This is a genomic window from Blastococcus sp. SYSU D00820 (assembly GCF_054050695.1).
Genome location: NZ_JBJGZW010000004.1, coordinates 119,339 through 143,221, shown reverse-complemented (window position 1 = coordinate 143,221; position 23,883 = coordinate 119,339). Strand labels below are relative to the sequence as shown.

Below are 23,883 nucleotides of genomic sequence, written 5' to 3'. Positions count from 1 at the left end.
GGTCCTCTTCTCGGGGTCGGGGGTGGTGGGGTCAGAACGGGCCGGCGAGCACGCTCATCGAGGAGTGCATGAGCGCGGCCGGGTCGGCGCCGGGGGTGCTGGGGTCGATCTCCCAGCGGGCCAGCTGCACGGAGTTGGTGACGACCATGGCCGCGCGCTCCTGGCGGCGGTCCATGAACATCGCGAGCACCTTCTCGACGGGGTGGCCGTCGCCCACGAGCTCGGCGAGGACGATGGCGTCCTCGGCGGCCATGGCCGCGCCCTGGGCGAGCATCGGCGGGCAGGCGTGCGCGGCGTCGCCGATGAGCAGCACCCGCCCGCGGTACCAGGGCCCGTCGATGAGCAGCGCCTCCAGCGAGCGGTAGTCGATGGTGCTGCCGGGCATGCTGGCGCGGATCGCCGGCCACAGGCCGCCGTAGCCCTCGGCTCGCTCGGCCATCAGCTCGGGAAGCGGCCGGTCGCCGTAGGACTCCAGCCGGCGGTCCTCGTCGAGGACGTAGGCGTACATCCGGTCGGGGCTGATGGGGGCGTAGCCGACCTTGTAGCGCGGGCCGCCGTAGTACAGCTCGGCGCAGTCCATGCCGGGCTGGCGCGGGCCCTCCATCCGCCAGATCGCCATGCCGATCGGCTCGGGACGGGCGTCGATGCCGATCAGCTCGCGCACCGTGGAGTGCACGCCGTCGGCGCCGACCACCAGGTCGAAGCGGTCGGTCGAGCCGTCGGCGAACGTGACCGCGACGCCGTCGCCGTCGTCGGAGAGGGCCGTGACGCCGGAGCCGAGCCGGACGTCGGTGCCCGAGGCGTGCACGTGCCGGCTGAGCACCTGCTGCAGCAGGAAGCGCATCGAGCCCATCGTGGGCGGCAGGCCCTCGCCGCCCAGTGGCGGCGAGACGATCTCCTGGATCAGGCCGCCGTCGGCCGTGCGCATCCGCAGCCGGTCGAAGGGGGCGCCGGCGGCGAGGACCTCGTCGACGACGCCGACCTCGCGCAGGGCCCGCAGCGCGTTGCCCTGGATGGTGATGCCGTGGCCGATGGCCCGCCACTCCGTCTGCCGCTCGGCGAGGACGACGCCCACCCCGCGCTGCCGGAGAGCCAGGGCGAGCACCGATCCGGCCGTGCCACCGCCGACGACCAGGACGCGGCGAACAGGGTGACCCATGGAGTTCCTCCGGAGGGGACGGACCGAGCGGTGAACCGAGCAGTGGCGCGTGTGCGCCGGCTCACCTTCGGACGACTCGCGCCCGGGTGGAAGCTCGTCTCGGGGATCGCAGGCATGGCCACGGCCGATACCTGCGCGGCGCCGGAGGTCAGGCGGCAGGTCCGAGGAGGTAGGTGCGCGCCATGGCCGACAGCCGGTCCAGCCAGTCCTCGAGGGGCTCGGGCCGCTCGTCGGCGAAGTCCATGCCGAAGGCCACCCGCCAGCCCATCGCGTCGACCGTGGTGCGGACCGCCGCGCGCACCGCCGCACCGGGGTCGGGGTGGGGGTAGTCGGCGGCCCGGGTGAGCAGCAGCGCGCCCACCGCACGGGTGACCGCCGCGGCCGCCTCGGAGCCCTCGGCCCGCACCTGCGGATCGACGGCCGCGCGCAGGATGAACACCTTGAGCAGCGGCGCCTCGCGCAGGTAGTGCTCGCCCAGCTGCCGGACCGCCGTCTCGACCAGCTGCGCCGTCGGCAGCGCCCGCCAGGCGGGGCCGTCGGCGAAGCGGGTCAGCGCGCCGGAGATCCGGGCGAGCTCGCGCTCGTGGACGGCGAGGAAGAGGCCCTCCTTGCCGTCGACGCGGTCGTAGAGGGCGCCCGGCGAGACCGCGGCCCGCCGGCAGACCTCGCTGATCGAGAAGCCCTCGAACCCCTGCTCGGCGAGCAGCCCGGCCGCGGCGTCCAGCGCGCGCTCGATGGTCTGCCGCGCCCGTGCCTGCTGGGGCAGCCGCACCCAGCGGGGCGGCCCGGCGGCGCTCACCGGCACATCGTGCCCGGTCGCGGTCGTCGTCATCGTGCCCCCTTGCCCTCGGGACGGTCGTGACCTAGCTTACGCCAGCAACCGAAAGCCGATTCGGTTTTCTACCACCGACCTCCCCCCTCCGAGGAGTGCCCGTGACCGCGGTCGACGTCCCCGCCTACGCACCCGACCTGTTCAGCGAGGCGGCGATCGCCGACCCGTACCCGCACTACCGGGCGCTGCGCGACCTCGGCCCGGTCGTGCACCTGCCCGGCGCCGGGGTGCACGCCGTCGCCCGCTACCGCGACGTGCGCGCGGTGCTCGCCGACGACGCGACCTTCCGCTCCGGTGCGGGGGTCGGCCTCAACGACGTCGCCAACGAGCTCATCCGCGGCACCACGCTGGCCAGCGACGAGCCGGAGCACGCCCACCTGCGCGCGGTCGTGGCCGGCCGGCTCACCCCGCGGGCGCTGCGCGACCAGCGCGCGGCGATCGAGGCGAAGGCCGACGCGCTGGTGGCCGGGCTCCTCGGCCGCGACGTCGTCGACGGCGTCGCCGACATCGCGCAGGCGATGCCGATGTCGGTCGTGCCCGACTTCCTCGGCTTCCCCGACGACTGCCGGCACCGGCTGCTGGAGTGGGCCGGCGGGGCCATCGAGGCGATGGGACCGTTCAGCGCCCGCACCCCGGCCGCGGCCGAGCTGGCCGGCGAGCTGGGCGGGTACGCCACCGAGCTGGTGGAGACCCGCGGCCTGCTGCCCGACTCCCTCGGCTCGGACCTGCTGGCCGCGGCCGACCGCGGCGAGGTGGCCGCGGACCGGTGCCCGGCGCTCCTGCTGGACTACTTCGGCCCGTCGCTGGAGACGACGGTGAGCGCGCTGGGCTCCGCCCTGGCGCTGTTCGCCGCCCACCCGGACCAGTGGGACCTGCTGCGCGCCGACCCCTCGCTGGTCGGCGGCGCGTTCAACGAGGTGATCCGGCTGGAGTCGCCGCTGCGGGCGTTCAGCCGGGTCGCCGCCCGGGACGCCGAGATCGACGGCGTGCCGGTGCCCGCCGGCACCCGGGTGGCGGTCTTCTACGCGTCGGCCAACCGCGACGAGCGGCACTGGGGCCCCACCGCCGACTCCTTCGACATCACCCGCGACAACGCCGACCACCTGGCCCTGGGCTACGGCGTGCACGGCTGCGCGGGACAGGGCCTGGCGCGGCTGGAGGTGGGCGCGGTGCTGACCCGGCTGGCCGCCTCGGTAGCCCGGCTGGAACCGGCCGGCGAGCCGGTACGGCAGGTCAACAGCATGCTGCGCGCCCACGCGGCGCTCCCTCTCCACCTGATCACCGCCTGAGCCGGGAGGACCCGACCGTGCACGTCACCGCCGACCGTGACCGCTGCGAGGGCCACGGCCTCTGCGCCGACGTGGCCCCCGAGGTCTACGACCTCGACGACGACGCCGTCGTCGTCCTCCTCCACGAGACCGTGCCGCCGGAGCTCGAGCGCCGGGCCGAGGCCGGCGCCCGGGTCTGCCCGGTGGCCGCCCTGAGAGTGCAGCCGTGAGCCTCCGTCGAGTGGTCGTCGCGGGCGGGTCCATCGCCGCCCTGACCGCGGTAGACACCCTGCGTGCCGAGGGGTTCGACGGCGAGGTGACCGTGCTCGCCGCGGAGGGCCGGCCGCCCTACACGCGGGTGCCGCTGTCGAAGGCGGTGCTCGCCGGCACGGCGCCGGAGGCGGACGTCGTCCTGCCGTTCCCGGGCGACGGGGTGGACCTGCGGCTGCGCACGCCGGCGACCGGGCTGGACCTCGAGGGCCGCACGGTCGCGACGGCGGCGGGGCCGGTGCCCTTCGACGGGCTGGTGCTGGCCACCGGCGCGCGGGCCCGCCGCCTCGGCACCCCCGGCCAGCAGGAGTTCCTGCTCCGGACCGTCGACGACGCCGCCCGGCTGCGTGCCGCGCTGGCCGGCGCCGGCTCGGTGCTCGTCGTCGGCGGCGGCTTCCTCGGCATGGAGATCGCCTCGACCTGCGCGGCGCTCGGCCGGGAGGTGACCGTGGTCGACGCCGTCCCCCCGCTGGACCGGCTGCTGGGCCCGGTCGTCGGCGGCGTCGTGCGCGCGGCGGCCGAGCGGGCCGGCGTCCGGCTGGTGACCGCGCCCGGCGGGGTGCGGCTGCTCGGCGAGCCCGCGGTCTCCGGAGCCGCCCTGGCCGACGGCACCGTGCTGACCGCCGACCTCGTGGTCACCGCCGCCGGCGACGTGCCGGACGTCGAGTGGCTGGCCGGCAGCGGCCTGCCGGTGCGCGGCGGGGCCGTCGTCGACGACCGCTGCCGGGTGGCGCCCGGTGTGGTCGCCGCCGGCGACGTCGCGGTGCACCCCACCGCGGGGCGCCGGCCAACCTGGACGACCGCCGTCGAGCAGGGCCGCGTCGCCGCGCTGGCGCTCCTGCACGGGGACGACGCCCCCGCCCACGTGCCCTCGGGCTACGCCTGGACCGAGCAGTTCGGCCTGGACGTGAAGCTGGTCGGCACGCCGCAGGCCGGGCCGCCCACCCTGCTCGACGGCGACCTCGGCGCCGGCTCGGCCCTGCTGTCCTGGCCCGGCGGCCGGGCGGGCGGCTGTGTCATGGCGGTCGGCCATCCGACCCCGCCCGCGCGGTTGAAGCGCCTGCTCGCCGCGGCGCCCGTCCCGGCCGGGGCGCGGGGCTGAGCGGCTCAGAACGGCTCGGCGAGCGCGTCCAGCGACGCGCGCATGAGCCCGCCCGGATCTGCTCCCGGCGTGTGCGGCGCGATCTCCCAGTGCGCCAGCTGCACCGAGTTGCGCACGACCATGGCCACCCGGTCGGCGCGCCGGGCGGTGAAGCGGTCGAGCACGGTGCCGACCGGAGCCCCCTCGCCGGCCAGCCGGCCGAGGACCACGGCGTCCTCGGCGGCCATGGCGGCCCCCTGGGCCAGCTGCGGCGGGCAGGCGTGGGCGGCGTCGCCGATCAGCAGCACGTGCCCCCGGTGCCAGGGCCCGTCGACGAGCAGCGACTCCAGCGACCGGTAGTCGACGGGACAGCCCTCGGCGAGCGCGGCCCGGATCCGCGGCCACGGTCCGCCGTAGCCGGCGGCCCGCTCGGCCATCACCGCTGCGGCGGGGCGGTCGCCGTAGGCGGCCAGCCGCACGTCGTCGTCCATGAGGTAGGCGTACATCGAGTCGGCGCTGATCGGGCTGTAGCCGGCCTTCGGGCGCGGGCCGCCGTAGTAGACCTCCGAGCAGTCCACCTCCGCCGGCCGCGGACCGGCCATGCGCCAGATGGCCATCCCCACCGGCTGCGGCCGGTCCGGGACGCCGATCAGCTCGCGGACCGTGGAGTGGATCCCGTCCGCGCCGACGACGAGGTCGTACCGGCCGGCCGAGCCGTCGGTGAGGACGACCTCGACGTCGTCGTCGTGCTCGATCACCTCGCGGATGCCGGTGCCCAGGCGCACCTCGGCGCCCGAGGCGTGCACGTGCCGGCTGAGCACCTCCTGCAACCGGTACCGCATCGAGCCCATCGTCGCCGGCCAGGCCGGCCCGCCCAGCGGGGGCGGGACCAGCTCCTGCAGCAGCGCGCCGTCCGCCGTCCGCAGCCGGAGCCGGTCGAAGGGGGCGCCGACGGCGACGACGTCGGCGGCCACGCCGACCGCGTCGAACGCCCGCAGCGCATTGCCCTGGATCGTGATCCCGTGGCCGATGGCCCGCCACTCCTGCTGGCGCTCGGCCAGCACGACCTCCACCCCGGCGCGGCGCAGGGCGAGGGTCAGCACCGAGCCGGCGGTGCCGCCGCCGACGACCAGGACGCGGCGGGCGGGTCGGTCCATCGTTCCTCCAGGGACGGGCGGGGGTATCCGGCCCCACCTTCGGCAGGGGTCGGCCGCCCCGGAAGCAGCGGTTCCCGATGGTCGCCATGGCGGGGAGCGATACCTCCGGACGGGTCCGCCGCTTGTCCCTCCGCCGCGCCGCGGCCCACCATCCCCTCGCCCCTCCCGTCCCCGGAGGGGCGACCGACGAGCGAGCACCCGGGAGGTGCACGGTGACCGAGACCGGCGGCCGGTCGTTCGACCTCAACACCCTGGCGGCCCTCGACGCGCTGCTGCGGGAGCGGAACCTGACCTACGCGGGCGCCACCATCGGCCTGGCCCAGCCGGCGATGAGCACGCTGCTCGGCCGGTTCCGCCGGCACTTCGGGGACGAGCTGCTGGTCCGCACCGGCCGCGACTACCAGCTGACACCGCGGGCGCGGGAGCTGCTGCCGCAGGTCGGGACGGCGCTGCGGCTGCTGCGCGAGACCCTGGGCGTGGAGTCGCTGTTCGACCCCGCCGAGGACCAGCGGGTCTTCCGCATCGCGGCCAGCGACTACGCCGCGACGGTGCTGCACGGTCCGCTGTACCGGCGGCTGCGGGAGCGGGCGCCCCGGGCCGGCCTGGTGTTCACCGACATCGGCGAGGAGCCGCTGCAGACCCTCGAGGACCTGCTCCGCAACGACCTGGTGGTGGCGCCGCTCGGCTTCGGCGTGCCCGGGCAGCACCGGTACCTGTTCCGCGACCGCCTGGTGTGCGTGCTCGACCGGGACAACCCCCGGCTGCGCGACGGCCGGCTGGACCTGGCGGCCTTCCGCGCCCTGCCCTACGCCGGGCCGCAGTGGGGCGGAACCAGCGCGGCCGTGACCGACCGGGTGCTCGACGAGGCCGGTGCCGACCGCCGGTCGATGGCCGCCACCCAGGGATTCCTCCCGCTGTCCTTCCTCGTCGAGGGGACCGACGCGGTGACGGTGCTGCCCGAGCGGCTGGCGCGGCTGCTGGCCTCCGGCGGCCGGCTGCTGGTGCTCGACCCGCCGTTCGCCGTGGCCGACATGTTCGAGGCGATGTACTGGCACCCCACGCGGGCCGACGACCCCGCGCACGGCTGGCTGCGCGGCCTGCTCGCCGAGGTGGCCGACGAGCTCGCCGCCGAGGCGACTCCCGGGCCGGTCACCGGCCCGGCCGGGGACTGACCGCCGTGGGGAGGCCGGCCACCCGCCTGCGCGCCCTCGACGCCAACCTGCTGCACGCCCTCCGCGCGCTGCTGCAGGAGGGCAACGTGACGCGCGCGGCGGAGACGCTGACGGTCAGCCAGCCGATGATGAGCACCGCGCTGGCGCGGCTGCGGGCGCACTTCCAGGACGACCTGCTGCGTCGGGTCGGGCGCGGCTACGAGCTGACGCCGCTCGCGCGCGACCTGCTGCCGCGCGTGCAGGACACCCTCGACGTGCTCGCCGGCGCGCTGCGCCGGGAGCACACCTTCGACCCGCGCACGAGCACCCGCCACTTCACCGTCGTGGCCTCCGACCACGCGCTGGCCATGCTCGTGAAGCGGCTGCTGGCCGAGCTGACCCGGCAGGCACCCGGCGTCACCGTCGACTTCCGGTCCTATCCCACCTCCGCCGCCGACCCGCTCACCGACCTGCTGGTCAACGACCTGCTGATCGGGCCCGTCGACGACCACCTCCCCGGCCGCCGGCGCGTCGTCCTCGAGGACGAGTACGCGGTCGTGGTCGGCGCGGACAACCCGCGGCTGCGGGACGGCCGGCTCACCGTGGAGGACGTGTGCCGGCTGCCGCACGCGGTGGCCGCCCGCGGCGACCTGCCGCCCGGGGCACTGGAGGAACTGGCCGCCACCGCGGGGCTGACGCGGACGGTTACGACCACCGTCGCCGGGCTGCTGGCGCTGCCGTACGTCGTCTCCGGCACCGACCTGTGCGCGGTCCTCCCCCGCCGGCTGGCACGGCGCTGCCCGCCGGCGCTGGGGCTGGTGGTGGCCGACGTCCCCCTGGCGCTGCCCCGGGCGGTGGAGGCCGCGCACTGGCACCCCAGCCGGGCCGCCGACCCCGGGCTGACCTGGCTGCTCGACGTGCTCGCCGAGGTCGCACCCCCGCCGGCGTCCTGACCGGCGCCGGGTATCGCCCCGGCGTATGGCACGGATGCCGAGTCCCGTCTTCCGCCGGCTCCGGCCGCCACCCGAGGGTGAGGGCGCCCACAGCGCGCTGCCGCGCTCCCCCGCCCCGGAGGCCCCGTGACCGACCTGCAGCAGACGACGGACTTCCTGCCCGACGACGTGGCGCACGTGCCCGCCGACGTCCTCGACGCGGCCCTGGCCGAGCTGGCCGCCGCCCTCGGCGCCGACGCCGTGCTCCGCGGCCCGGAGGCGGCGGCGGAGTTCCGCGACCCCTTCCAGCCGGACCAGTGGAAGGTGTTCTGGCCCGGTGCGGTCGTGCAGCCGACCACGCCCGAGCAGGTCCAGGAGGTCGTCCGCATCGCGGTCCGGCACGGCATCCCGCTGTGGAGCCAGGGCCAGGGGCGCAACAACGGGTACGGCGGCGCCGCGCCCCGGGTCTCCGGCGGCATCACGGTCAACTTCCGGAAGATGAACCGCATCCTCGAGCTGGACGAGGAGCTCGGCTACGCCCTCGTCGAGCCCGGCGTGAGCTTCGAGCAGCTGTACGAGGAGATCCGGGCACGCGGCCTGCAGCTCATGGTCTCGGTCCCCGACCTCGGGTGGGGGAGCCTGGCCGGCAACTCGCTCGACTCCGGCCTGACCTACCTGCCCAACGGCAAGGACTTCATGGCGGTCTGCGGCATGGAGGTCGTCACCGGCGACGGGTCGCTGCTGCGCACCAACATGGGCGCGATGACCGGCAACGAGAGCTGGAACCTCTACCGCCGCAGCATGGGTCCCTCGCTGGACCAGCTGTTCATGCAGTCGAACTTCGGCATCGTCACCAAGATCGGGATCTGGCTCTCCCCCGCGTACGAGACCATCCAGATGGTCGACGTCGACGTCTACCGCGAGGACGACCTGGCGCCGATGGTCGACATCCTGCGCCGGCTCCGGCTCGACGGCACCGTCGACGGGGTCCCGTGCATCCTCAACACCCTGCTGATCGCCTCCACGATGGGGCAGCGTTCCCGGTACTCCGACGGGGACCCGTCGCAGCCGCTGTCGGACGCCGCCATCGACGAGATCGCCCAGCGGCTCGACGTCGGCCGCTGGCGCCTGCGGCTCGCGCTCTACGGCGACGAGCCCGTGGTCGAGTACAACTACGGCAAGGTGCGCCGGGCGTTCGAGGCCATCCCCGGCGCGCGGGTCACCGGCACCAGGACGACGCCCGCGGACGGGCCGGACCTGCCCAACCCGTCGCACCGCGTCTACGCCGGCGTGCCCAACCTCGACTGGAAGGACATGGGCGGCTGGTACGGCGGCACCCGCGGCGGCCACATGAGCTTCGCACCGGTCGCGCCGCTCAAGGGCGAGAAGGTGCTGGCGCTGCACCGGTGGATGCGCGGCTTCTTCGAGGCCAGCGGCCTGGACTACACCGCCGACATCATCGTCGGCAACGCCCGCAGCGTCTGCCACGTCACCGGCGTCACGTTCGACTACGACGACCTCGAGGCGACCGAGAAGGCCTACCGCACCCTGCAGGAGCTGGTCCGTGAGGCCGGCACGCGGGGGTTCGGCGAGTACCGGGCCCACCTGCACTACATGGACCTCGCCCAGGAGCAGTACGACTTCGGCGACCACGCATACCTGCGCTTCGTCGAGAAGATCAAGGACGCCGTCGACCCGGCCGGCATCTTCTCGCCCGGCAAGCAGGGCATCTGGCCACGGCACCTGCGGGAGGGGCGGCGGTGACCGCCGGCCCGCTGGCGGGCAAGGTCGCGCTGATCAGCGGCACCGGGGGCGGCATGGGCCGCGCCGCCGCGCTGGAGTTCGCCGCCCAGGGCGCGGCGGTGGCCGGCTGCGACCTCGACGCGGCCGCCGCCGAGGAGACCGTCGCGCTGGTCCGCGCCGCCGGCGGCACGATGACCTCCCTGGCGCCGGTCGACCTGGCGACCGAGGAGGGCGCCGCCCGATGGGTCGCGCACGCCGTCGACGCCCACGGCGGGGTGGACGTGCTCTACAACAACGCCTCGGTCGCCCGGGTCGGTCCGTGGGACGAGATGACGTACGAGAAGTGGCGCTTCTCGATGACCTACGAGCTCGACATCGTCTACCTGTCCACCAAGGCGGCCTGGCCGCACCTGGTGGCCCGGGGCGGCGGCGTGGTGATCAACGTCGCCTCGGTCGCGGCCGTGCGCGGCGCCCGCTTCGTGCACCAGCACGCGCACGGTGCGGCGAAGGGCGGCGTCCTCGCCTTCACCAAGCAGCTCGTCGTCTCCGGCGCACCGCACGGCATCCGCGCCGTCTCGGTCAGCCCCGGGCTGATCGTCACCCCGGCGACCGCGCCGGTCCTCGAGTCGCTCGACGAGGCCGGGCAGGAGCGGCTGCACGGCGCGATCCCGACCGGGCGGCTGGGCCGCCCGGAGGACGTCGCCGCAGTGGCGGCCTTCCTGGCCTCCGACGCCGCGGCCTACGTCAACGGCGCCGACGTCGCCGTCGACGGCGGCGTCACCGCCGTCGGCTGACCGGCGCCCTTTCCCCCTACCCGAAGGAGGCCCCCGTGGCCGAGTACACCCGCACCGAGGCCCGCGCCTGGGCCCGCGAGCGCCTCGTCGGCGCCGTCAACTGCACGATCCCCTCGTTCACCGGCGACCTGCGCGGCATCAACGAGGCGGCCATCCGGCACGACACCCGGCTGGCCATCGAGCACGGCTTCCTCGGCACCCTCGGGGTGTCCGAGGTCAACATCACCCTGCCCGAGTACCTGGAGTTCCTCCGGATCATCCGCGACGAGGCCGGCGACCGGCTGGTGCTGGTGCACCACGGCAGCTGGAGCACCCTCGAGCAGAACATCGAGGCGGTACAGGGCGCCGAGGCGGCGGGCGCGGAGCTGGTGCTGCTCTCCTACCCGCCGAACTTCTACCCGGAGTCGGAGGAGGAGATCTACGCCTACACCAAGGCCGTCTGCGACGCGACGGGCCTGGCGGTCATCCTCTTCCCGATGTTCCTGTGGGGCTTCAGCCCCCGCGTGCACCCTGCCGACATCCCCACCCGGCTGATCCGCCGGCTGATCGACGACTGCCCGAACATCGCCGTCATCAAGGCCGAGGGCGGCTTCCCCAGCATCATGAGCGTCATCGAGTGCCACCGCCTCTTCGGTGAGGAGGTGGTCATCTCGATGCCGATCGAGGGCGAGCTCATCCCCCTGTCGCAGGTCATGCCGCTGCAGCTGTCGGCGACCAGCGACCACGAGTACTACGGGCCGATGATCCCGCGGGTCATGGCGCACCTGCGCAAGGGCGAGTACGACGCCGCGACCGAGATCTACTGGCAGCTGCACCCGGCCCGCAAGACCAAGGGCGCGCTGGCCGCGACGCTCAACGGCGGCGCCTTCATCAACCGGCAGGCGTGGAAGTTCCAGGGCTGGCTGCAGGGCTACAACGGCGGCCCGCTGCGCCAGCCGACCCAGCGCATCCACGACGCGCAGATGTACGCCCTGCGCAAGGGCCTGATCGACGCGGGGCTGGAGCCGAGCATGGACCCGTTCCGGGAGTTCTTCATCGGGCGGAACCCCGCGTGACGCTCTTCCTGACCGACGCCGACGTCGTGCGGTCGTTCACCTGGACGACGGCGGTCGACGCTCTGCGCGCCGCCTACGGCACCGACGTGGGCCCGCAGCGCTTCCCCGCGCGGACGATGGCCCGCGGCCGCGGCACCTGGCTGCGCACGCTGGCCGGCGTCGCCGAGGACACCGGCCTCATGGGCGCCAAGCTCATCGCGGCCTCGCCGCGCAACGGCGTGGTGTCCTACCTGGTGCCGCTGTTCGACGAGGAGACCGCCGAGCTGGTCGCCCTCCTCGACGGGCACTCGATCACCGGGTTCCGCACCGCGGCCACGACGGCGCTGGCCGCCGACCTGCTGGCACCCCCGGGGCCGGTGTCGCTGGCGGTGATCGGCTCGGGCTTCGAGGCCCGCAACCACCTGCGCGCCCTGGCCGCGGTCCGCGAGGTGACCGGCGTGCGGGTCTTCAGCCCCAACCCCGACAGCCGCGCCCGCTTCGCCGCCGACCTCGCCGGGACGGCGGGCACCATCGAGCCGGCCGGCTCCGCGGCCGAGGCCGTCGCGGGCAGCTCCGTCGTCCTCTGCGCCGCGCGGTCGCGCGACGAGAGCCCCACGCTGACCGCCGAGTGGCTGGCTCCGGGGGCCACCGTGCTGTCGATCGGCTCCACGCTGCCCGAGCAGCGGGAGGTCGACACGAGCGTCCTGGCCGCCGCCGACCTCGTCGTCGCCGACATGGTCGAGGAGGTGCTGCACGACACCGGCGACCTCCTGGCCGCCACCGGCGCCGGCGTGGACGTCTCCGGGCGGACCGTGGCCCTCGCCGACGTCGTCAGCGACCGCGTCCCCGGGCGGACCGACCCCGGGCAGACCGTCGTCTACAAGTCCGTCGGCGCCGCCGTCCAGGACATCGCGGTCGCCGCGACCTGCGTGCGCAACGCCCGCGAGCTGGGCCTCGGCACGCCGCTGCCCGCCACCGTCACCCCGATCCGGAAGTGAGGAACCCCGTGACCGCGCCCACCGGCCCGTCTCCCGCCGACGTGCTCACCGACCCCGGCCTGTTCCGCTGCGCCGCCTACGTCGACGGCGCCTGGATCGGCACCGGCGACTCGGGCACGTGGACGGTGTCCGACCCGGGCACCGGGGACGCGCTGGCCGAGCTGCCGCTGCTGAGCCGGGAGCAGACGGCGGCAGCCATCGCCGCGGCCGACCGCGCGCGGGCCGGGTGGCGGGCCCGCTCGGGCAAGGAGCGCTCGGTCGTGCTGCGCCGGTGGTTCGACCTGATCACCGCGCACGCCGAGGACCTCGCCAGGATCGTCGTGCTGGAGGAGGGCAAGCCGCTGGCCGAGGCCCGTGGCGAGGTGGCCTACGCCGCGTCGTTCGTGGAGTGGTTCGCCGAGGAGGCCAAGCGCGTGCGCGGCGACGTCTTCGACGCCCCCGAGGCGTCCCGCCGGGTGCTGGTGCTCAAGGAGCCGGTGGGTGTCTGCGTCGCCATCACGCCGTGGAACTTCCCGGCGGCGATGATCACCCGCAAGGCCGGCCCGGCGCTGGCCGCCGGCTGCACCATGGTGGTCAAGCCCGCCGAGCAGACGCCGCTCACCGCCCTCGCGCTGGCCGAGCTGGCCGACCGGGCGGGCGTGCCGGCCGGCGTCCTCAACGTCGTGCTCGGCGACCCCCGCGAGATCGGGCCCGAGCTGACCGGCAACCCGCTGGTGCGCAAGGTCAGCTTCACCGGCTCGACCGAGGTCGGCCGGCTGCTGCTCGCCCAGTCCGCGGCGACGGTCAAGCGCACCTCCATGGAGCTCGGTGGCAACGCCCCGGTGCTGGTGTTCGACGACGCCGACGTCGAGGAGGCCGTCGCCGGCGTGATCGCCACCAAGTACCGGAACACCGGGCAGGCCTGCATCAGCGCCAACCGGGTGTACGTGCAGGACGGCATCCACGACCGGTTCGCCGCCCGGCTGGCCGAGCGGGTGCGCGAGCTGCGCACCGGCACCGGCTTCGAGGACGGCGTGCAGCTGGGCCCGCTGATCGACGCCGCGGCCGTGGCCAAGGTCGAGGAGCACGTCGCCGACGCCACCGCCGGCGGCGCCCGCGTGCTGGCCGGCGGCCGGCGGCACGCGCGCGGCGGGCTGTTCTACGAGGCCACCGTGCTCGCCGACGTCGCGCCCGGGATGCTCGTCACCCGCGAGGAGACCTTCGGCCCGGTGACCCCGCTGATCCGCTTCCGCGACGAGGCCGAGGCGATCGGCTGGGCCAACGACACCGAGTTCGGCCTGGCCGCCTACCTCTTCACCCGGGACGCCGCGCGCACGTGGCGGGTGGCCGCGGCGCTGGAGGCCGGGATGGTCGGCATCAACACCGGGCTGATCAGCAACGAGATCGCCCCGTTCGGCGGCGTGAAGCAGTCGGGCCTGGGCCGGGAGGGCTCGGTGTACGGCATCGACGAGTACCTGGAGACCAAGTACCTGGCGTGGGAGGGCGCCGGCTCCTGAGGCCGGCGCGGCCGGGCGCCGGGCTCATGCGCGCCCGGCGCCCGGATCGGCCGCCTCGGCCACCCGCGCGACCGCCTCCGGCCCGATCAGCGCCGCGAGCGCCGGGTCGAAGGCGCCGTCGACGAGCACGAACGCCATGCGGGCGACGGCGTCGGAGCGGTTGGCCCAGGCGTGGTCGGTGCCGCGCTGGACGACGACGTCGCCGGCCCGCAGCAGCACCTCGGCGCCGTCGTCGAGGACCAGCCAGATCTCGCCCTCGAGCACGATGCCGTAGTCGACGGTCTCCGTGCGGTGCACCGGCGACTGCAGCCCCTGCGGCGTGAGGTGGCCCGGGCGGAACTCGTTGATCCGGATGACCGTGCCCGACGGCGTCGGCGGCACCCGCAGCGGCCGCTCGGTGGGCTCGGGCTCGGCGGCGGTCACCGGCGCCGGCATCGCCGTGGTGTTCCAGACCTCCACGAAGGAGACGCCGGCCTGCGGGATCTCGCGGCGCACCGGCGGCGGGCCGTCGGAGAGCACCACCGACCGGCCCCGGTCGTCGTGGCCGGTGACCACCCGGCGCGGCGTCCAGCTCACGCGCCCTCCCCGAGGACCGGCGCCAGGTGGGCACGCAGCCGGCCGCCGATGGCGTCGTCCGTGACCACCCAGAACCGGTCCTCGCGCACGGCCGCGACCGCGGCCTCGGCGACCTCCTCGGGCGAGCGGGCGTCGTCCATCCGGGCCAGGAACGCCTCGCGCAGCTGCGGATGCCCGGGCTGGAGGAACTCCTCCGGTGCCTCCCCCAGCCGCCCGGGCCAGGTGCGCCCGGAGTCGTTCATCCGGGTGCGCGTGAACCCCGGCGCGAGCAGCGTGACGCCGACCGGCGAGCCGGCCAGCCGCAGGTCCTCGCACAGCGACTCGGCCACCCCGATGACCGCGTGCTTGGTCGCCGAGTAGGGCGCCATGCCCGGCGAGCCGATCAGCCCGCCCATGGAGGAGGTGATCAGCACGTGCCCCTCCCCCTGCGCCACCAGGCCGGGGACGAAGGCGCGGACGCCGTGCACCACGCCCCAGAGGTTGACGTCGACCACCCAGCGCCACGCCGACTCCGGCAGCTCCCAGGCGACGCCGCCGGCGGAGACCCCCGCGTTGAGGCAGACCAGGTGGGCGGCGCCGAACGTGGTGACCGCGGTCTCGGCGAGCGCGGCCACCTGGCCGGCGTCGGAGACGTCGGTCGGCACGCCGATCGCCTCGGCCCCGCCCGCCTGCAAGCCGGCGACCGCGGCGTCCAGCAGCCCGGCCTCGACGTCGGCGAGGACCAGCCGCATGCCCTCGGCGGCCAGCGTGCGGGCGAGCGCGAGGCCGATCCCGCTGGCGCCGCCGGTGACGACCGCCGTCCGTCCGGCGAGGTCCCGCACGGTCAGGTCGTCCGGACGCCGCGGCTGCGGCCCAGGTAGTGCGACAGCCCGACCGCCACCAGCAGCGCCGCGCCGTTGAAGACGGGGCTGGCCCAGGCGCTCGCCCCCGACAGCGTCAGGCCGCTCACCGACACCGACACGAAGAGGACGCCGATGATCGTGCCGACCACGTTGAAAAAGCCCGGCCGCACCGAGGTGGCGCCCAGGAACGCGGCCGCCAGGGCCGGGAACAGCAGCCCGGTGCCGTTGTCGGCCGTGGCCGAGCCCGCACGGGCCAGAGCCATCACACCGACGACGCCGGCGAGCCCACCGGCGATCACGAAGGTGGTCCACGACGAGCGCTGCACCCGGATGCCGACCAGCGCGGCCGACCGGGGGTTGGCGCCGATGGCGTACAGCCCGCGCCCGAAGGGCGTCTGCGCCAGCAGGTACCACAGGACCAGAGCGGCGACCGCGACGACGTAGACGACCTGCGGCAGGCCGAAGAGCGTCTGCGAGCCGAACTGGGCCAGCCGCGGGTCGAGGCCCGTGAGGATGGTCTGGCCGCCGGTGTACCACTGGATGAGCCCGCCCAGCAGCGTCGCCATGCCCAGCGTGGTGACGAAGGAGTTCAGCCCGAGCTTGGTCACGAGGAGGCCGTTGATCAGGCCGACGACGACACCCAGCCCGATGCCGGCCGCCATCGCCAGGCCCAGCGGCAGGTCGTGGAAGCTCATCAGCCCGGCGGTGAGCACCGTCGAGGCGGCGGCGATCGCCCCGAGCGAGAAGTCGAAGTAGCCGCAGACCAGCGGCAGGATCACCGCCAGTGCCAGCAGGGCGACGGTGGACTGGTTGCCCAGCAGCACGCTCATGTTGGCCGAGGTGGCGAAGTTGTCGGCGCTCCCCGGGTACAGCGAGAAGAAGGCGGCGACCGCGATCAGGAGCACGAGCAGGGCGTGCCGCTCGGCCAGGCCGCGGAAGCGGCCGCGGCGGGCCACCGGCGCGCCGGTCCGGTCGTCGGGCCGGGGCTCACCGGGCGCCGTCGTCGAGAGGGGCGGGGTGTCGGTGACGCTCATCGCGGTGCTCCGGTGGGGTGCTCGGCCGTGCTCTGGGTGAGGGCGGTCAGGTGGTCGGGGGTCAACTGGGCGCCGGAGGCGTGGGCGGCCACCCGGCCGTCCTGCAGGACGACCACGCGGTCGCAGAGGCTGCACAGCTCCAGCAGGTCGGAGGAGGCCACCAGCACCGCGGTGCCGCCGGCCGCGGCCTCGCGGACGGTCGCGTAGATCTCCGCGCGGCTCATCACGTCCACCCCCTGGGTGGGCTCGTCCAGCAGCAGGAGGGTCGGGTCGCGCTGCAGCCAGCGGGCCAGGATGGCCTTCTGCTGGTTGCCCCCGGACAGCGAGGTGAACGGTGCCTCCGGCGAAGCGGTGCGCACGCCGTGCCGGGTGATGAGCGCCGCGGCGTCGGCGCGCTCGGCGCGGCCGGACAGGCCCCACGGGCGCCAGTACTTGCGCCGGACGGTGACCGAGATGTTCTCCCGGACGGTGAGCTCGGCGAAGGCCGCCTCGCCGCCGCGGTCCTCGGGCACGAGCGCCACCCCGGCGTCCATCCGCGCGCGGGTGTCGCCGCGCTCGTGCAGCCGGCCGTCCCGGTCGCGCACGGCGACCCGGCCGGCGACGGGCGGGTGCTCGCCGAAGACGGTGCGCAGCAGCGAGCTGCGGCCCGACCCGACCAGCCCGGCCACGCCGACGATCTCACCGCGGCGCAGCTCGAGGTCCACCCCGCGCAGCGGCCCGCCGTGCAGGCCCTCCACCGCCAGGACGACGTCGGCGTCACTGGTTCCGGCGGCCTGTGGCGGCAGCTCGGTGCCCGCGTCGGCGGCCGGCTGCGCGGACTCGTCGAGGGCGCCGGTCACCGTGTGCTCGGCGATGTCGCGGGCCAGGGTGGCACCGGTCATGTGGCCGACCAGCTCCCGCTCGGTGGGCCGGGACCCGACGATCGCGGCGACGGTCCGGCCGTCGCGGAAGACGGTGAAGTCGTCGCAGACGCTGAGCACCTCGGGCATGCGGTGGCTGACCATCATCACGGTCTGCCCCTTGTCCGCCCGGCGGCGGACGGCCTCGAGCAGCACCTGCGACTCGTGCTGCGGCAGCGTCGCCGTGGGCTCGTCGAGCACCAGGATGAGCCGCTGGTCGCCCTCCTGGTCCTGCAGCGCGCGGCAGATGGCGACCAGGGTCCGCTGCGCCGGGCGCAGGGCACCCACCGGCGTGCGGGGCCCCGCCTCGATCTCGTAGGCCTCGAGCAGCTCGGCGACCCGGCGGTGCAGGGCGGCCCAGCGCACCTTGCCCGCCGGCCCGGTGGGATAGCCGGCGTCGAAGGCGAAGTTCTCGGCCACCGAGAGCTGGGGGAACAGCCCGAGGTCCTGGTGGACGAAGCGCAGTCCCGCCTCGCGGCCGGCGCGCGGGTCGTAGTCGGCGACGTCCCAGCTGCGGCCGGCGACCTCGATGCGCCCGGCGTCGCCGCGGTGGACCCCGGCGAGGACCTTGATCGAGGTGCTCTTGCCGCAGCCGTTGCCGCCCACCAGCGCGTGCACGGTCCCGTGCCGCAGGGCCAGGTCGGCCCCGTCGAGGGCGAGGGTGGCGCCGAAGCGCTTGGTCAGGCCACGGATGCGGAGGACGACGTCCTCGGGGCCGGCGGTGGCCCCCGCCGCGGTCGCGCCGTGCGCGAGCGGGTCGGTGCTGATGGCGGTCACGTCTCCTCGTTCCATGTCCGGTGCGGGCCCCGTGTACTGGCCTGCCGGTGGCCGCCCCGCATCCGCGGCCACGGCCACCGGCAGGGTCGGTCAGACGCCCCAGGCCTCCGTGTACGCGGCCTCGAAGTCGACGCCGCCGGTGAACGGCTCGCCCTCGGCGGGGAGGTTGTTCTCGGCGTCCACCACCTGGAGGCCGTCACCCTGCGCGGGGATCTCCTCGCCGTTGAGCGCGCGGATCGCGGTGTCGACCGACCCCCAGGCACCCCACTCGATCGGGTAGCCGACGATCGCGTCCTGGCCCGCGTCGCTGCGGATCAGGTCGAAGTTGGCGCTGGTCCCGAGGCCGGTGATGACGTTGAGGTCCGCCGAGCGGCCCGACGAGACGACGGCCTGGGCCAGGCCGGCCGGCATCGCTCCGCCGATGGGGATGAACACCGAGTTGGCGTCCGGGCTCTCCAGCAGGGCGGTCGAGAACTTCTGCGGCAGCGATCCGGTGACCATGTCGTTGTTCGAGAACTCGAGGGTGGTGACGATCTCGCAGCCCTCGCAGGTGGCCATCTCGTCCTCGAAGCCCTGCGCCAGCCAGGGCCCCCACAGCGGGTCGGTGAAGACCAGGTGCACCACCTTCGCCTGACCGTCGGTCTGGCCGATCAGCCAGTCCGCGGCCAGCTTGCCCTGGAGGTTGAACAGCTGCTCGACGCTCAGCCCCTCCAGCTGGATGCGCTCGCTGGCCCACAGCTTGGGCCCGCCCACGGCGTCGCAGTCGGCGCCGCCGCCGCCCACGACGGTCACGCCGGCGTCCTTGGCCTCCTGGAACGGCTGCTGGATCGAGGCGCAGTCGATGCCGATGGGGATGATGACGTCGGCGTTCGCGCTGACCGCCTGGCGCACGCAGGTGCCCCAGCCGCCCGGGTTCAGCTGGCCGTCGCAGACGTTGACCGTCCAGCCGACGGCCTCCCCGGCCTCCTTGGCCGCGGCGACCGGCGCCGCGCAGCTGGGCACCTGCTCGCCGCAGGAGACGACCCAGAGGTCCACGTCCTGCGGAGGAGTCGTGGGGGTCGTGGGGGGCTCGCCGAGCTGGCCCTCGTAGGCGGTGGCCAGGGCCTCCTGCGCCGGACCGGACTGGGCCCCGCCGGAGCCGGACGAGGAGGAGCCGGAGTCCGAGGAGACCTCCGACGGCGAGCTGCAGGCAGTCAGGACGACGGCGGCGACGAGCGCCAGGGCGGCACCGATGCCGGACCGGCGCGGGGACTTCGACATGCGACCTCTTTCTCGGACGCGGAGGACGGCGTACCGCCGGGGTGGCGGGGCCGGTGTGACACGGGTCTCGCGATGTGGCTGACATGCAACCGGCCGTGCAGATCGAGCGGAAATCACGATCGACGATGGGATGCATGGACGGCGGCTATGCCGCCGCCCTGCTCACCGCTCCCAGTGGTTGGCGTTCCGCGGGTCCGGGCCGCTGGCCAGCCAGCCGGTGAACAGCCGGTCGGGGTCGCGCTCGGCGCGGATCCGCAGCAGCCGGTCGTACTGCTCGTCGCCGAGCACGCGGACCTCCCGCACGGCCAGGTCGGAGTCCCCGAGGTACTGCCCGGCGGTGACCGGCTGCAGCTCCGCCATCCGGGCGGCCAGCCACTCGAGGTGGGCGTCGTCGTCGGCGGCGTCCTCGTAGACCAGGTACGTGGCGGTGTAGACCTCGCTCTGCATCGAGAACGCCATGTCCGGCAGCTCGCGCAGCGGCGCCATGCTGAACCAGATGACGAAGCTCTTCGGGCTCGGCAGCTCGGTGAACGTCCGCCGGATCGCCGGCACGACCTCCTCGGCGGGCCCGGTCAGCCAGGCGTTGTCGACCCGGTAGCGGTGGCCCTCGGGGTTGGCCTCGACCTGCCGGGCACGGTGGCCCTCCAGGCCGTCCTGCTCCTCGACCACGCGCACGTACGCGCGGTCGGCGACCGGGCAGGTCCACAGCGGCGCCAGCGCCTCGTCGGCGGCCGCCCGGCTGTCGACCATCGCCAGCCCGGTGACCGCCAGCAGGTGGCCGCCGGCGTGCCCGGGCACCGGGTCCCGCGGGGTCATCGACACCGCCACGATCTCCACGTCCGGCGAGACGCTGCCGTGCACACCGTGCAGCCAGGTCATGACCTCGTCGAACAGCTCCAGCGGATACAGCTCGACGGACTCCACCACCACCGGCGGCATCGGCCGGGTGGCGAGATGGAAGGCGACGACGATCCCCGGAAAGCCCGGTCCGGCGCCGCGCGCGGCCCAGTACAGGTCGCTGTTGCGCGTCGCGTCGGCGCGGACCAGCTCGCCGTCGGCGGTGACCACGTCGACGGCCACCACGCTCTCGGCGGCCCAACCCCAGCCGCGGGCGTTGTAGCCCTGGCCGCCCTGCAGGAGGAACCCGCCGATGCCCACCGTCGGGCAGTGGCCGCCCCCGAAGAAGCGGCCGCGGGCGGCGAGGAAGGGCCCGAGCTCGGAGCCGCCCTTGACCGCCGGCTGGGCGACGGCGATGCCCGTCGCCTCGTCGTGGGACATGTCCCGCAGCGCGCCCAGGTCGATCAGCAGTGCCCGGTCGCGCACGCTCCACACCGCCCAGCTGTGCCCGCCGGAGCGCACCGAGACCTGCCACCCGCGCTCGCGGGCCAGGCGGACGCCGGCGACGACGTCGGCGACGCTGCCCGCCTCGAGCACGGCGGCCGGCTGGCGGTCCGGACGGCGGGCGTTGAACACCCGCCCGACGCGGGCCTCCTCCCATCCCGGGTCGCCGGGCTCGACGAGCCTGCCGTCGAAACGGGTGCCGACCTCGGTCATGGGCCCTCCTGGGGTGCGCTGCGGCGCCCCGGTGCGGACGCCGTCGTCCGCGCGGACGCTAGTGACGCCCCTCACCGGCCCGGAAATGCCGACGGGCCATGCCTGGCATGGCCGGCCGGTATGCGATTCAGGGCTGCCAGGGCCGCCCGGAGGGCGTGACCACCAGCTCGTAGCTGGCCGCCCGCGGGTCCTGACCGGCCAGGTAGACCACCGCGTCGGCGACGGCGGCCTGGTCGGCACTGGCCTCGAGGGGGATGCCCTCCAGCCACCGCCGCTCGTCGGTACCTGGGCTGTCCAGCGGGGCGTCGACGACGAGCAGGCACACCCGGATGCCCTCGGGGCGCAGCTCCTGGGCGGTGGCGTGGGCCATCGCCCGCAGCCCCGCGTGCGCGGCGGCCCACAGCCCCGCGCCGGCGGCCGGGCGGCGCGCCGAGCCGTTGGTGATCTGCACGAGCACCCCGCCGTCGCCGTCGGCCTGCAGCGCGCGGGCACCCTCGCGCAGGAAGGCGAAGCCGGCCTCCAGCACCGGCACCGTCCACCACCGCAGGGCATCGGCCCGGGTCTCGGCCACCACGCCGCCGTGGAAGGGCTCCCCCGGCCGCGGGCGGGCCAGGCTGACCGCGTTGACCACCACGGTGAGGTCGCCGAGGTCGGCCCGCGCCCGGCGCAGCACCGTCGCCAGGGCCTCCGAGTCGCGCACGTCGGCGGTGTAGGCCAGGGCGCCGCGGGCGCGGGTCTCCTCCGCGGTCCGCTCGGTGAGCGACACCCCGGCCGCCGACCAGCCGGCGGCCAGGAAGCGGTCGAGCACCGCGCCACCGAGGTTGCGGCCGCCGAGGACGACGACAGCGGGCACGGGCACCTCCGGCGAGGGGGACGGGAGTGCCGGGGACGCTACGTCCGCCCGGCGCCGTCCGGCAGGCCCGATCCCGGGATGGCTGCCATGGCCTGCGGAGCCGTCCCGGACACGGCGGCCACCGGGTCGTCGAGAGCCAGCTCCTCCACGACCTCGTCGAGCAGGCCGACCAGCCACCGGTGCCCGGCGTCGCCGGCCCGGGAGGGGTGCCACCACGCGGCCTCGAGCATGTCGACCAGGCCGAACGGCGGCTCGACGACGCGGACCCGGCCCTCGGAGGAGAAGCGGCGGGCCAGCCGCTCGGGCACGATCGCCACCGCGTCGGTGCCACCGACGGCGAACAGCAGCGGCAGGAAGCCCAGCGCGCGCAGCGCGACCCGGCGGACGACGCCGTGCTGGCTGAGCACCCGGTCGACGGGCGTGACCGTCGGTGCCCGGAATCCGGTCACCGCGTGCGGCATGGCGCACAGCGCCTCCAGGTCCAGCGCGCCGTCGCGCAGGTACGGGTTCCGGGCGTCGACCACGCACACCAGCCGGTCGTGGAAGAGCAGCCGGTGGTCCCCCTGGAACCCGTAGCCGAGGGGGCCCACCACCAGGTCGTGGCGCAACAGCGCCTGGGGCGCGAAGGTGAGGTCGCCGACGATGGCGGTGAGGTCGGTGAACCCCAGCCGGACCGACGGCGCCCGCTCGCGGACCCGGCGCCGCAGCGGCTCGACCAGCACGCTGAGCACGTAGTCGCTGCACGCGACGGTGAACAGCCGGTCGCTCGTGGCCGGGTCGAACACCTCGTGCACCCGCAGCGCCTCGCGCAGCCGCCGGACCGCCTCCTGGACGTGCGGCAGCAGGTCCCGCGCCAGCGGGGTCAGCTCGTACTCGCGCCCGGTGCGCACCAGCAGCTCGTCGTCGAAGTGCCGCCGGTAGCGGCCGAGCACTCCGCTCATCGCCGGCTGCGCCATGCCGACCTTGGCCCCGGCATAGGTGAGGTTGCCCTCTTCCAGCAGGGCCTCGAGCGCCACCAAGGTGTTGAGGTCGAGCGCGCCCAGGTCCACGGTGCTCCTCAGGGGTGGCCACGACTGCCGGGGCACCGCCGCCCCGACGCGGCCGGACCCTATCCTCTGCGGAGCCCGGACCCGGGGCACGTCAGCGACGGAGGTGGGCGGTGGCCGGCGCGCGCGGTGTCGACTTCAACCTCCTCGTGGCGCTCCGGGCGCTGCTCGAGGAGCGCAACGTGACCCGCGCCGGCGCGGTGGTGAACATGAGCCAGCCGGCGATGAGCGCCGCCCTGGCCCGGCTGCGCGCACACTACGGCGACGACCTGCTGGTGCGCAGCGGCCGCACGTACGACCTCACCCCGCTGGCCGCCGAGCTGCTGCCGGAGGTCACCGCCGCCCTCGGCGCGGTCGCCGCCGCGCTCGACCCGTGGGCCGGATTCGATCCGGCCAGCACCACCCGGCGGTTCACCGTCACCGGCTCGGACTACGCGCTGGCCGTCGTCGTCGAGCCGCTGCTGGCCGCCCTCGGGCGCCAGGCGCCGGGCGTGACCGTGGACTTCGACGCGCTGCCGCCGCCGGGCACCGACCTCACCACGCACCTCATGCGCCGCGACCTCATCATCGGCGCGCTCGGCCACGGCATCCCCGGCCGGCGGCAGGTGGTCTTCTCCGACCGCTTCGTGTGCGTGGTCGCCAGCGGCAACCCGCGGGTGCGGGGTGGCCGGCTCGACCTCGACGACCTCGCCGCGCTGCCGCACGCCACGGCGACCTTCGGCAGCGGGACGGCGGTCACGCCGGCCGACGAGCTGCTCGCCGAGACCGGCGTCCAGCGGCGGATCGAGGTGACCGTCGAGGGGCTGCTGGCGCTGCCGTTCGCCGTCGCCGGCACCGACCTGTGCGCCTTCGTGCCCGAGCGGCTGCTGCAGCGCTGCCCGCGCAGCCTGGACCTGCAGACCGTCCAGGTGCCGATGGACGACCCGGAGCTGGTCGAGGCCGCGCACTGGCACCCGACGCGGCACGCCGACCCGAGCATCCGGTGGCTGCGCGACGTCCTCACCGAGGTGTCCGCGGCGCTGGCCGCGCCCCGCCGGGGCTGACCGTCAGCGGCCCGGCGCATGCCTGGTATGGCGACGACGCATTTCCCGGCCGGTCGGACGGTTCCTACCGTCGCAGACGCCGGA

22 protein-coding genes are annotated in these 23,883 nt (G+C 75.3%); 11 read left to right on the top strand and 11 right to left on the bottom strand.

What is annotated here, in order from left to right; all coding sequences use genetic code 11:
- Positions 1-31: 31 nt before the first annotated feature.
- Both ACI79R_RS07480 and ACI79R_RS07475 read right to left on the bottom strand, forming a co-directional pair.
- Positions 32-1,159 carry an FAD-dependent monooxygenase gene (locus tag ACI79R_RS07480; protein WP_456572964.1) on the bottom strand — a complete coding sequence of 376 codons (1,128 nt, stop codon included), beginning with the start codon at positions 1,157-1,159 and terminating at the stop codon, positions 32-34.
- A 148-nt stretch (positions 1,160-1,307) separates the two neighbouring features.
- Positions 1,308-1,991 carry a TetR/AcrR family transcriptional regulator gene (locus ACI79R_RS07475; RefSeq protein ID WP_456572963.1) on the bottom strand — a complete coding sequence of 228 codons (684 nt, stop codon included), beginning with the start codon at positions 1,989-1,991 and terminating at the stop codon, positions 1,308-1,310.
- Positions 1,992-2,092: 101 nt separating this feature from the next.
- On the opposite strand from ACI79R_RS07475, the gene ACI79R_RS07470 reads away from it, so the two are divergent.
- The 3 genes from ACI79R_RS07470 to ACI79R_RS07460 are packed head-to-tail and all read left to right on the top strand — an operon-like array spanning position 2,093 to position 4,631.
- A complete protein-coding gene (locus ACI79R_RS07470) occupies positions 2,093-3,280 on the top strand; it encodes a cytochrome P450 (RefSeq protein WP_456572962.1) in 1,188 nt (395 codons plus the stop codon).
- 17 nt (positions 3,281-3,297) lie between these two features.
- Positions 3,298-3,489 (top strand): ferredoxin, encoded by a 192-nt coding sequence (locus ACI79R_RS07465; protein ID WP_456572961.1) that lies wholly within the window; start codon positions 3,298-3,300, stop codon positions 3,487-3,489.
- The gene (locus tag ACI79R_RS07460; protein WP_456572960.1) at positions 3,486-4,631 is read left to right on the top strand and encodes an NAD(P)/FAD-dependent oxidoreductase; all 1,146 of its coding nucleotides are present in this window, start codon (positions 3,486-3,488) and stop codon (positions 4,629-4,631) included. The genes ACI79R_RS07465 and ACI79R_RS07460 overlap by 4 nt, the downstream gene beginning before the upstream one ends.
- A 5-nt stretch (positions 4,632-4,636) precedes the next feature.
- On the opposite strand, the gene ACI79R_RS07455 is transcribed toward ACI79R_RS07460, so the two are convergent.
- A complete protein-coding gene (locus tag ACI79R_RS07455; protein ID WP_456572959.1) occupies positions 4,637-5,767 on the bottom strand; it encodes an FAD-dependent monooxygenase in 1,131 nt (376 codons plus the stop codon).
- Between the two features lie 212 nt (positions 5,768-5,979).
- On the opposite strand from ACI79R_RS07455, the gene ACI79R_RS07450 reads away from it, so the two are divergent.
- From ACI79R_RS07450 to ACI79R_RS07420, 7 genes are all read left to right on the top strand, one after another.
- Positions 5,980-6,939 (top strand): LysR family transcriptional regulator, encoded by a 960-nt coding sequence (locus tag ACI79R_RS07450; RefSeq protein WP_456572958.1) that lies wholly within the window; start codon positions 5,980-5,982, stop codon positions 6,937-6,939.
- A gap of 5 nt (positions 6,940-6,944) precedes the next feature.
- Positions 6,945-7,871, top strand: coding sequence for a LysR family transcriptional regulator (locus ACI79R_RS07445; RefSeq protein WP_456572957.1), 927 nt, complete (start codon positions 6,945-6,947; stop codon positions 7,869-7,871).
- Positions 7,872-7,997: 126 nt separating this feature from the next.
- On the top strand, positions 7,998-9,614 hold the full coding sequence (locus ACI79R_RS07440; protein ID WP_456572956.1) for an FAD-binding oxidoreductase: 1,617 nt from the start codon (positions 7,998-8,000) through the stop codon (positions 9,612-9,614).
- Entirely contained in the window at positions 9,611-10,387 is a 777-nt protein-coding gene (locus tag ACI79R_RS07435) for an SDR family NAD(P)-dependent oxidoreductase (RefSeq protein ID WP_456572955.1), read from the top strand. The genes ACI79R_RS07440 and ACI79R_RS07435 overlap by 4 nt, the downstream gene beginning before the upstream one ends.
- A 35-nt stretch (positions 10,388-10,422) precedes the next feature.
- Complete coding sequence (locus tag ACI79R_RS07430) at positions 10,423-11,442, top strand: dihydrodipicolinate synthase family protein (RefSeq protein WP_456572954.1); 1,020 nt, start codon at positions 10,423-10,425, stop codon at positions 11,440-11,442.
- Positions 11,439-12,419, top strand: a complete 981-nt coding sequence (locus ACI79R_RS07425) for an ornithine cyclodeaminase family protein (RefSeq protein ID WP_456572953.1) — start codon at positions 11,439-11,441, stop codon at positions 12,417-12,419. Before ACI79R_RS07430 ends, ACI79R_RS07425 begins: the two co-directional genes overlap by 4 nt.
- A gap of 8 nt (positions 12,420-12,427) precedes the next feature.
- A complete protein-coding gene (locus ACI79R_RS07420; RefSeq protein ID WP_456572952.1) occupies positions 12,428-13,915 on the top strand; it encodes an NAD-dependent succinate-semialdehyde dehydrogenase in 1,488 nt (495 codons plus the stop codon).
- A 24-nt stretch (positions 13,916-13,939) separates the two neighbouring features.
- Here ACI79R_RS07420 and ACI79R_RS07415 read toward each other — a convergent pair whose 3' ends face one another.
- From ACI79R_RS07415 to ACI79R_RS07380, 8 genes are all read right to left on the bottom strand, one after another.
- On the bottom strand, positions 13,940-14,491 hold the full coding sequence (locus tag ACI79R_RS07415; protein ID WP_456572951.1) for a cupin domain-containing protein: 552 nt from the start codon (positions 14,489-14,491) through the stop codon (positions 13,940-13,942).
- The gene (locus ACI79R_RS07410) at positions 14,488-15,312 is read right to left on the bottom strand and encodes an SDR family NAD(P)-dependent oxidoreductase (RefSeq protein ID WP_456572950.1); all 825 of its coding nucleotides are present in this window, start codon (positions 15,310-15,312) and stop codon (positions 14,488-14,490) included. Before ACI79R_RS07410 ends, ACI79R_RS07415 begins: the two co-directional genes overlap by 4 nt.
- A 2-nt stretch (positions 15,313-15,314) precedes the next feature.
- Complete coding sequence (locus ACI79R_RS07405; RefSeq protein WP_456572949.1) at positions 15,315-16,367, bottom strand: ABC transporter permease; 1,053 nt, start codon at positions 16,365-16,367, stop codon at positions 15,315-15,317.
- The gene (locus ACI79R_RS07400) at positions 16,364-18,043 is read right to left on the bottom strand and encodes a sugar ABC transporter ATP-binding protein (RefSeq protein ID WP_456572948.1); all 1,680 of its coding nucleotides are present in this window, start codon (positions 18,041-18,043) and stop codon (positions 16,364-16,366) included. Before ACI79R_RS07400 ends, ACI79R_RS07405 begins: the two co-directional genes overlap by 4 nt.
- Before the next feature lie 90 nt (positions 18,044-18,133).
- Complete coding sequence (locus ACI79R_RS07395; protein WP_456572947.1) at positions 18,134-19,303, bottom strand: substrate-binding domain-containing protein; 1,170 nt, start codon at positions 19,301-19,303, stop codon at positions 18,134-18,136.
- A gap of 162 nt (positions 19,304-19,465) precedes the next feature.
- The gene (locus tag ACI79R_RS07390; RefSeq protein ID WP_456572946.1) at positions 19,466-20,857 is read right to left on the bottom strand and encodes an FAD-binding oxidoreductase; all 1,392 of its coding nucleotides are present in this window, start codon (positions 20,855-20,857) and stop codon (positions 19,466-19,468) included.
- Positions 20,858-20,984: 127 nt separating this feature from the next.
- On the bottom strand, positions 20,985-21,710 hold the full coding sequence (locus ACI79R_RS07385) for an SDR family oxidoreductase (protein ID WP_456572945.1): 726 nt from the start codon (positions 21,708-21,710) through the stop codon (positions 20,985-20,987).
- A gap of 38 nt (positions 21,711-21,748) precedes the next feature.
- On the bottom strand, positions 21,749-22,759 hold the full coding sequence (locus tag ACI79R_RS07380; protein WP_456572944.1) for a LysR family transcriptional regulator: 1,011 nt from the start codon (positions 22,757-22,759) through the stop codon (positions 21,749-21,751).
- A 110-nt stretch (positions 22,760-22,869) separates the two neighbouring features.
- On the opposite strand from ACI79R_RS07380, the gene ACI79R_RS07375 reads away from it, so the two are divergent.
- Positions 22,870-23,799: a LysR family transcriptional regulator gene (locus ACI79R_RS07375; RefSeq protein WP_456572943.1), complete on the top strand. Its 930-nt coding sequence runs from the start codon at positions 22,870-22,872 to the stop codon at positions 23,797-23,799.
- The last annotated feature ends 84 nt before the right edge of the window (positions 23,800-23,883 follow it).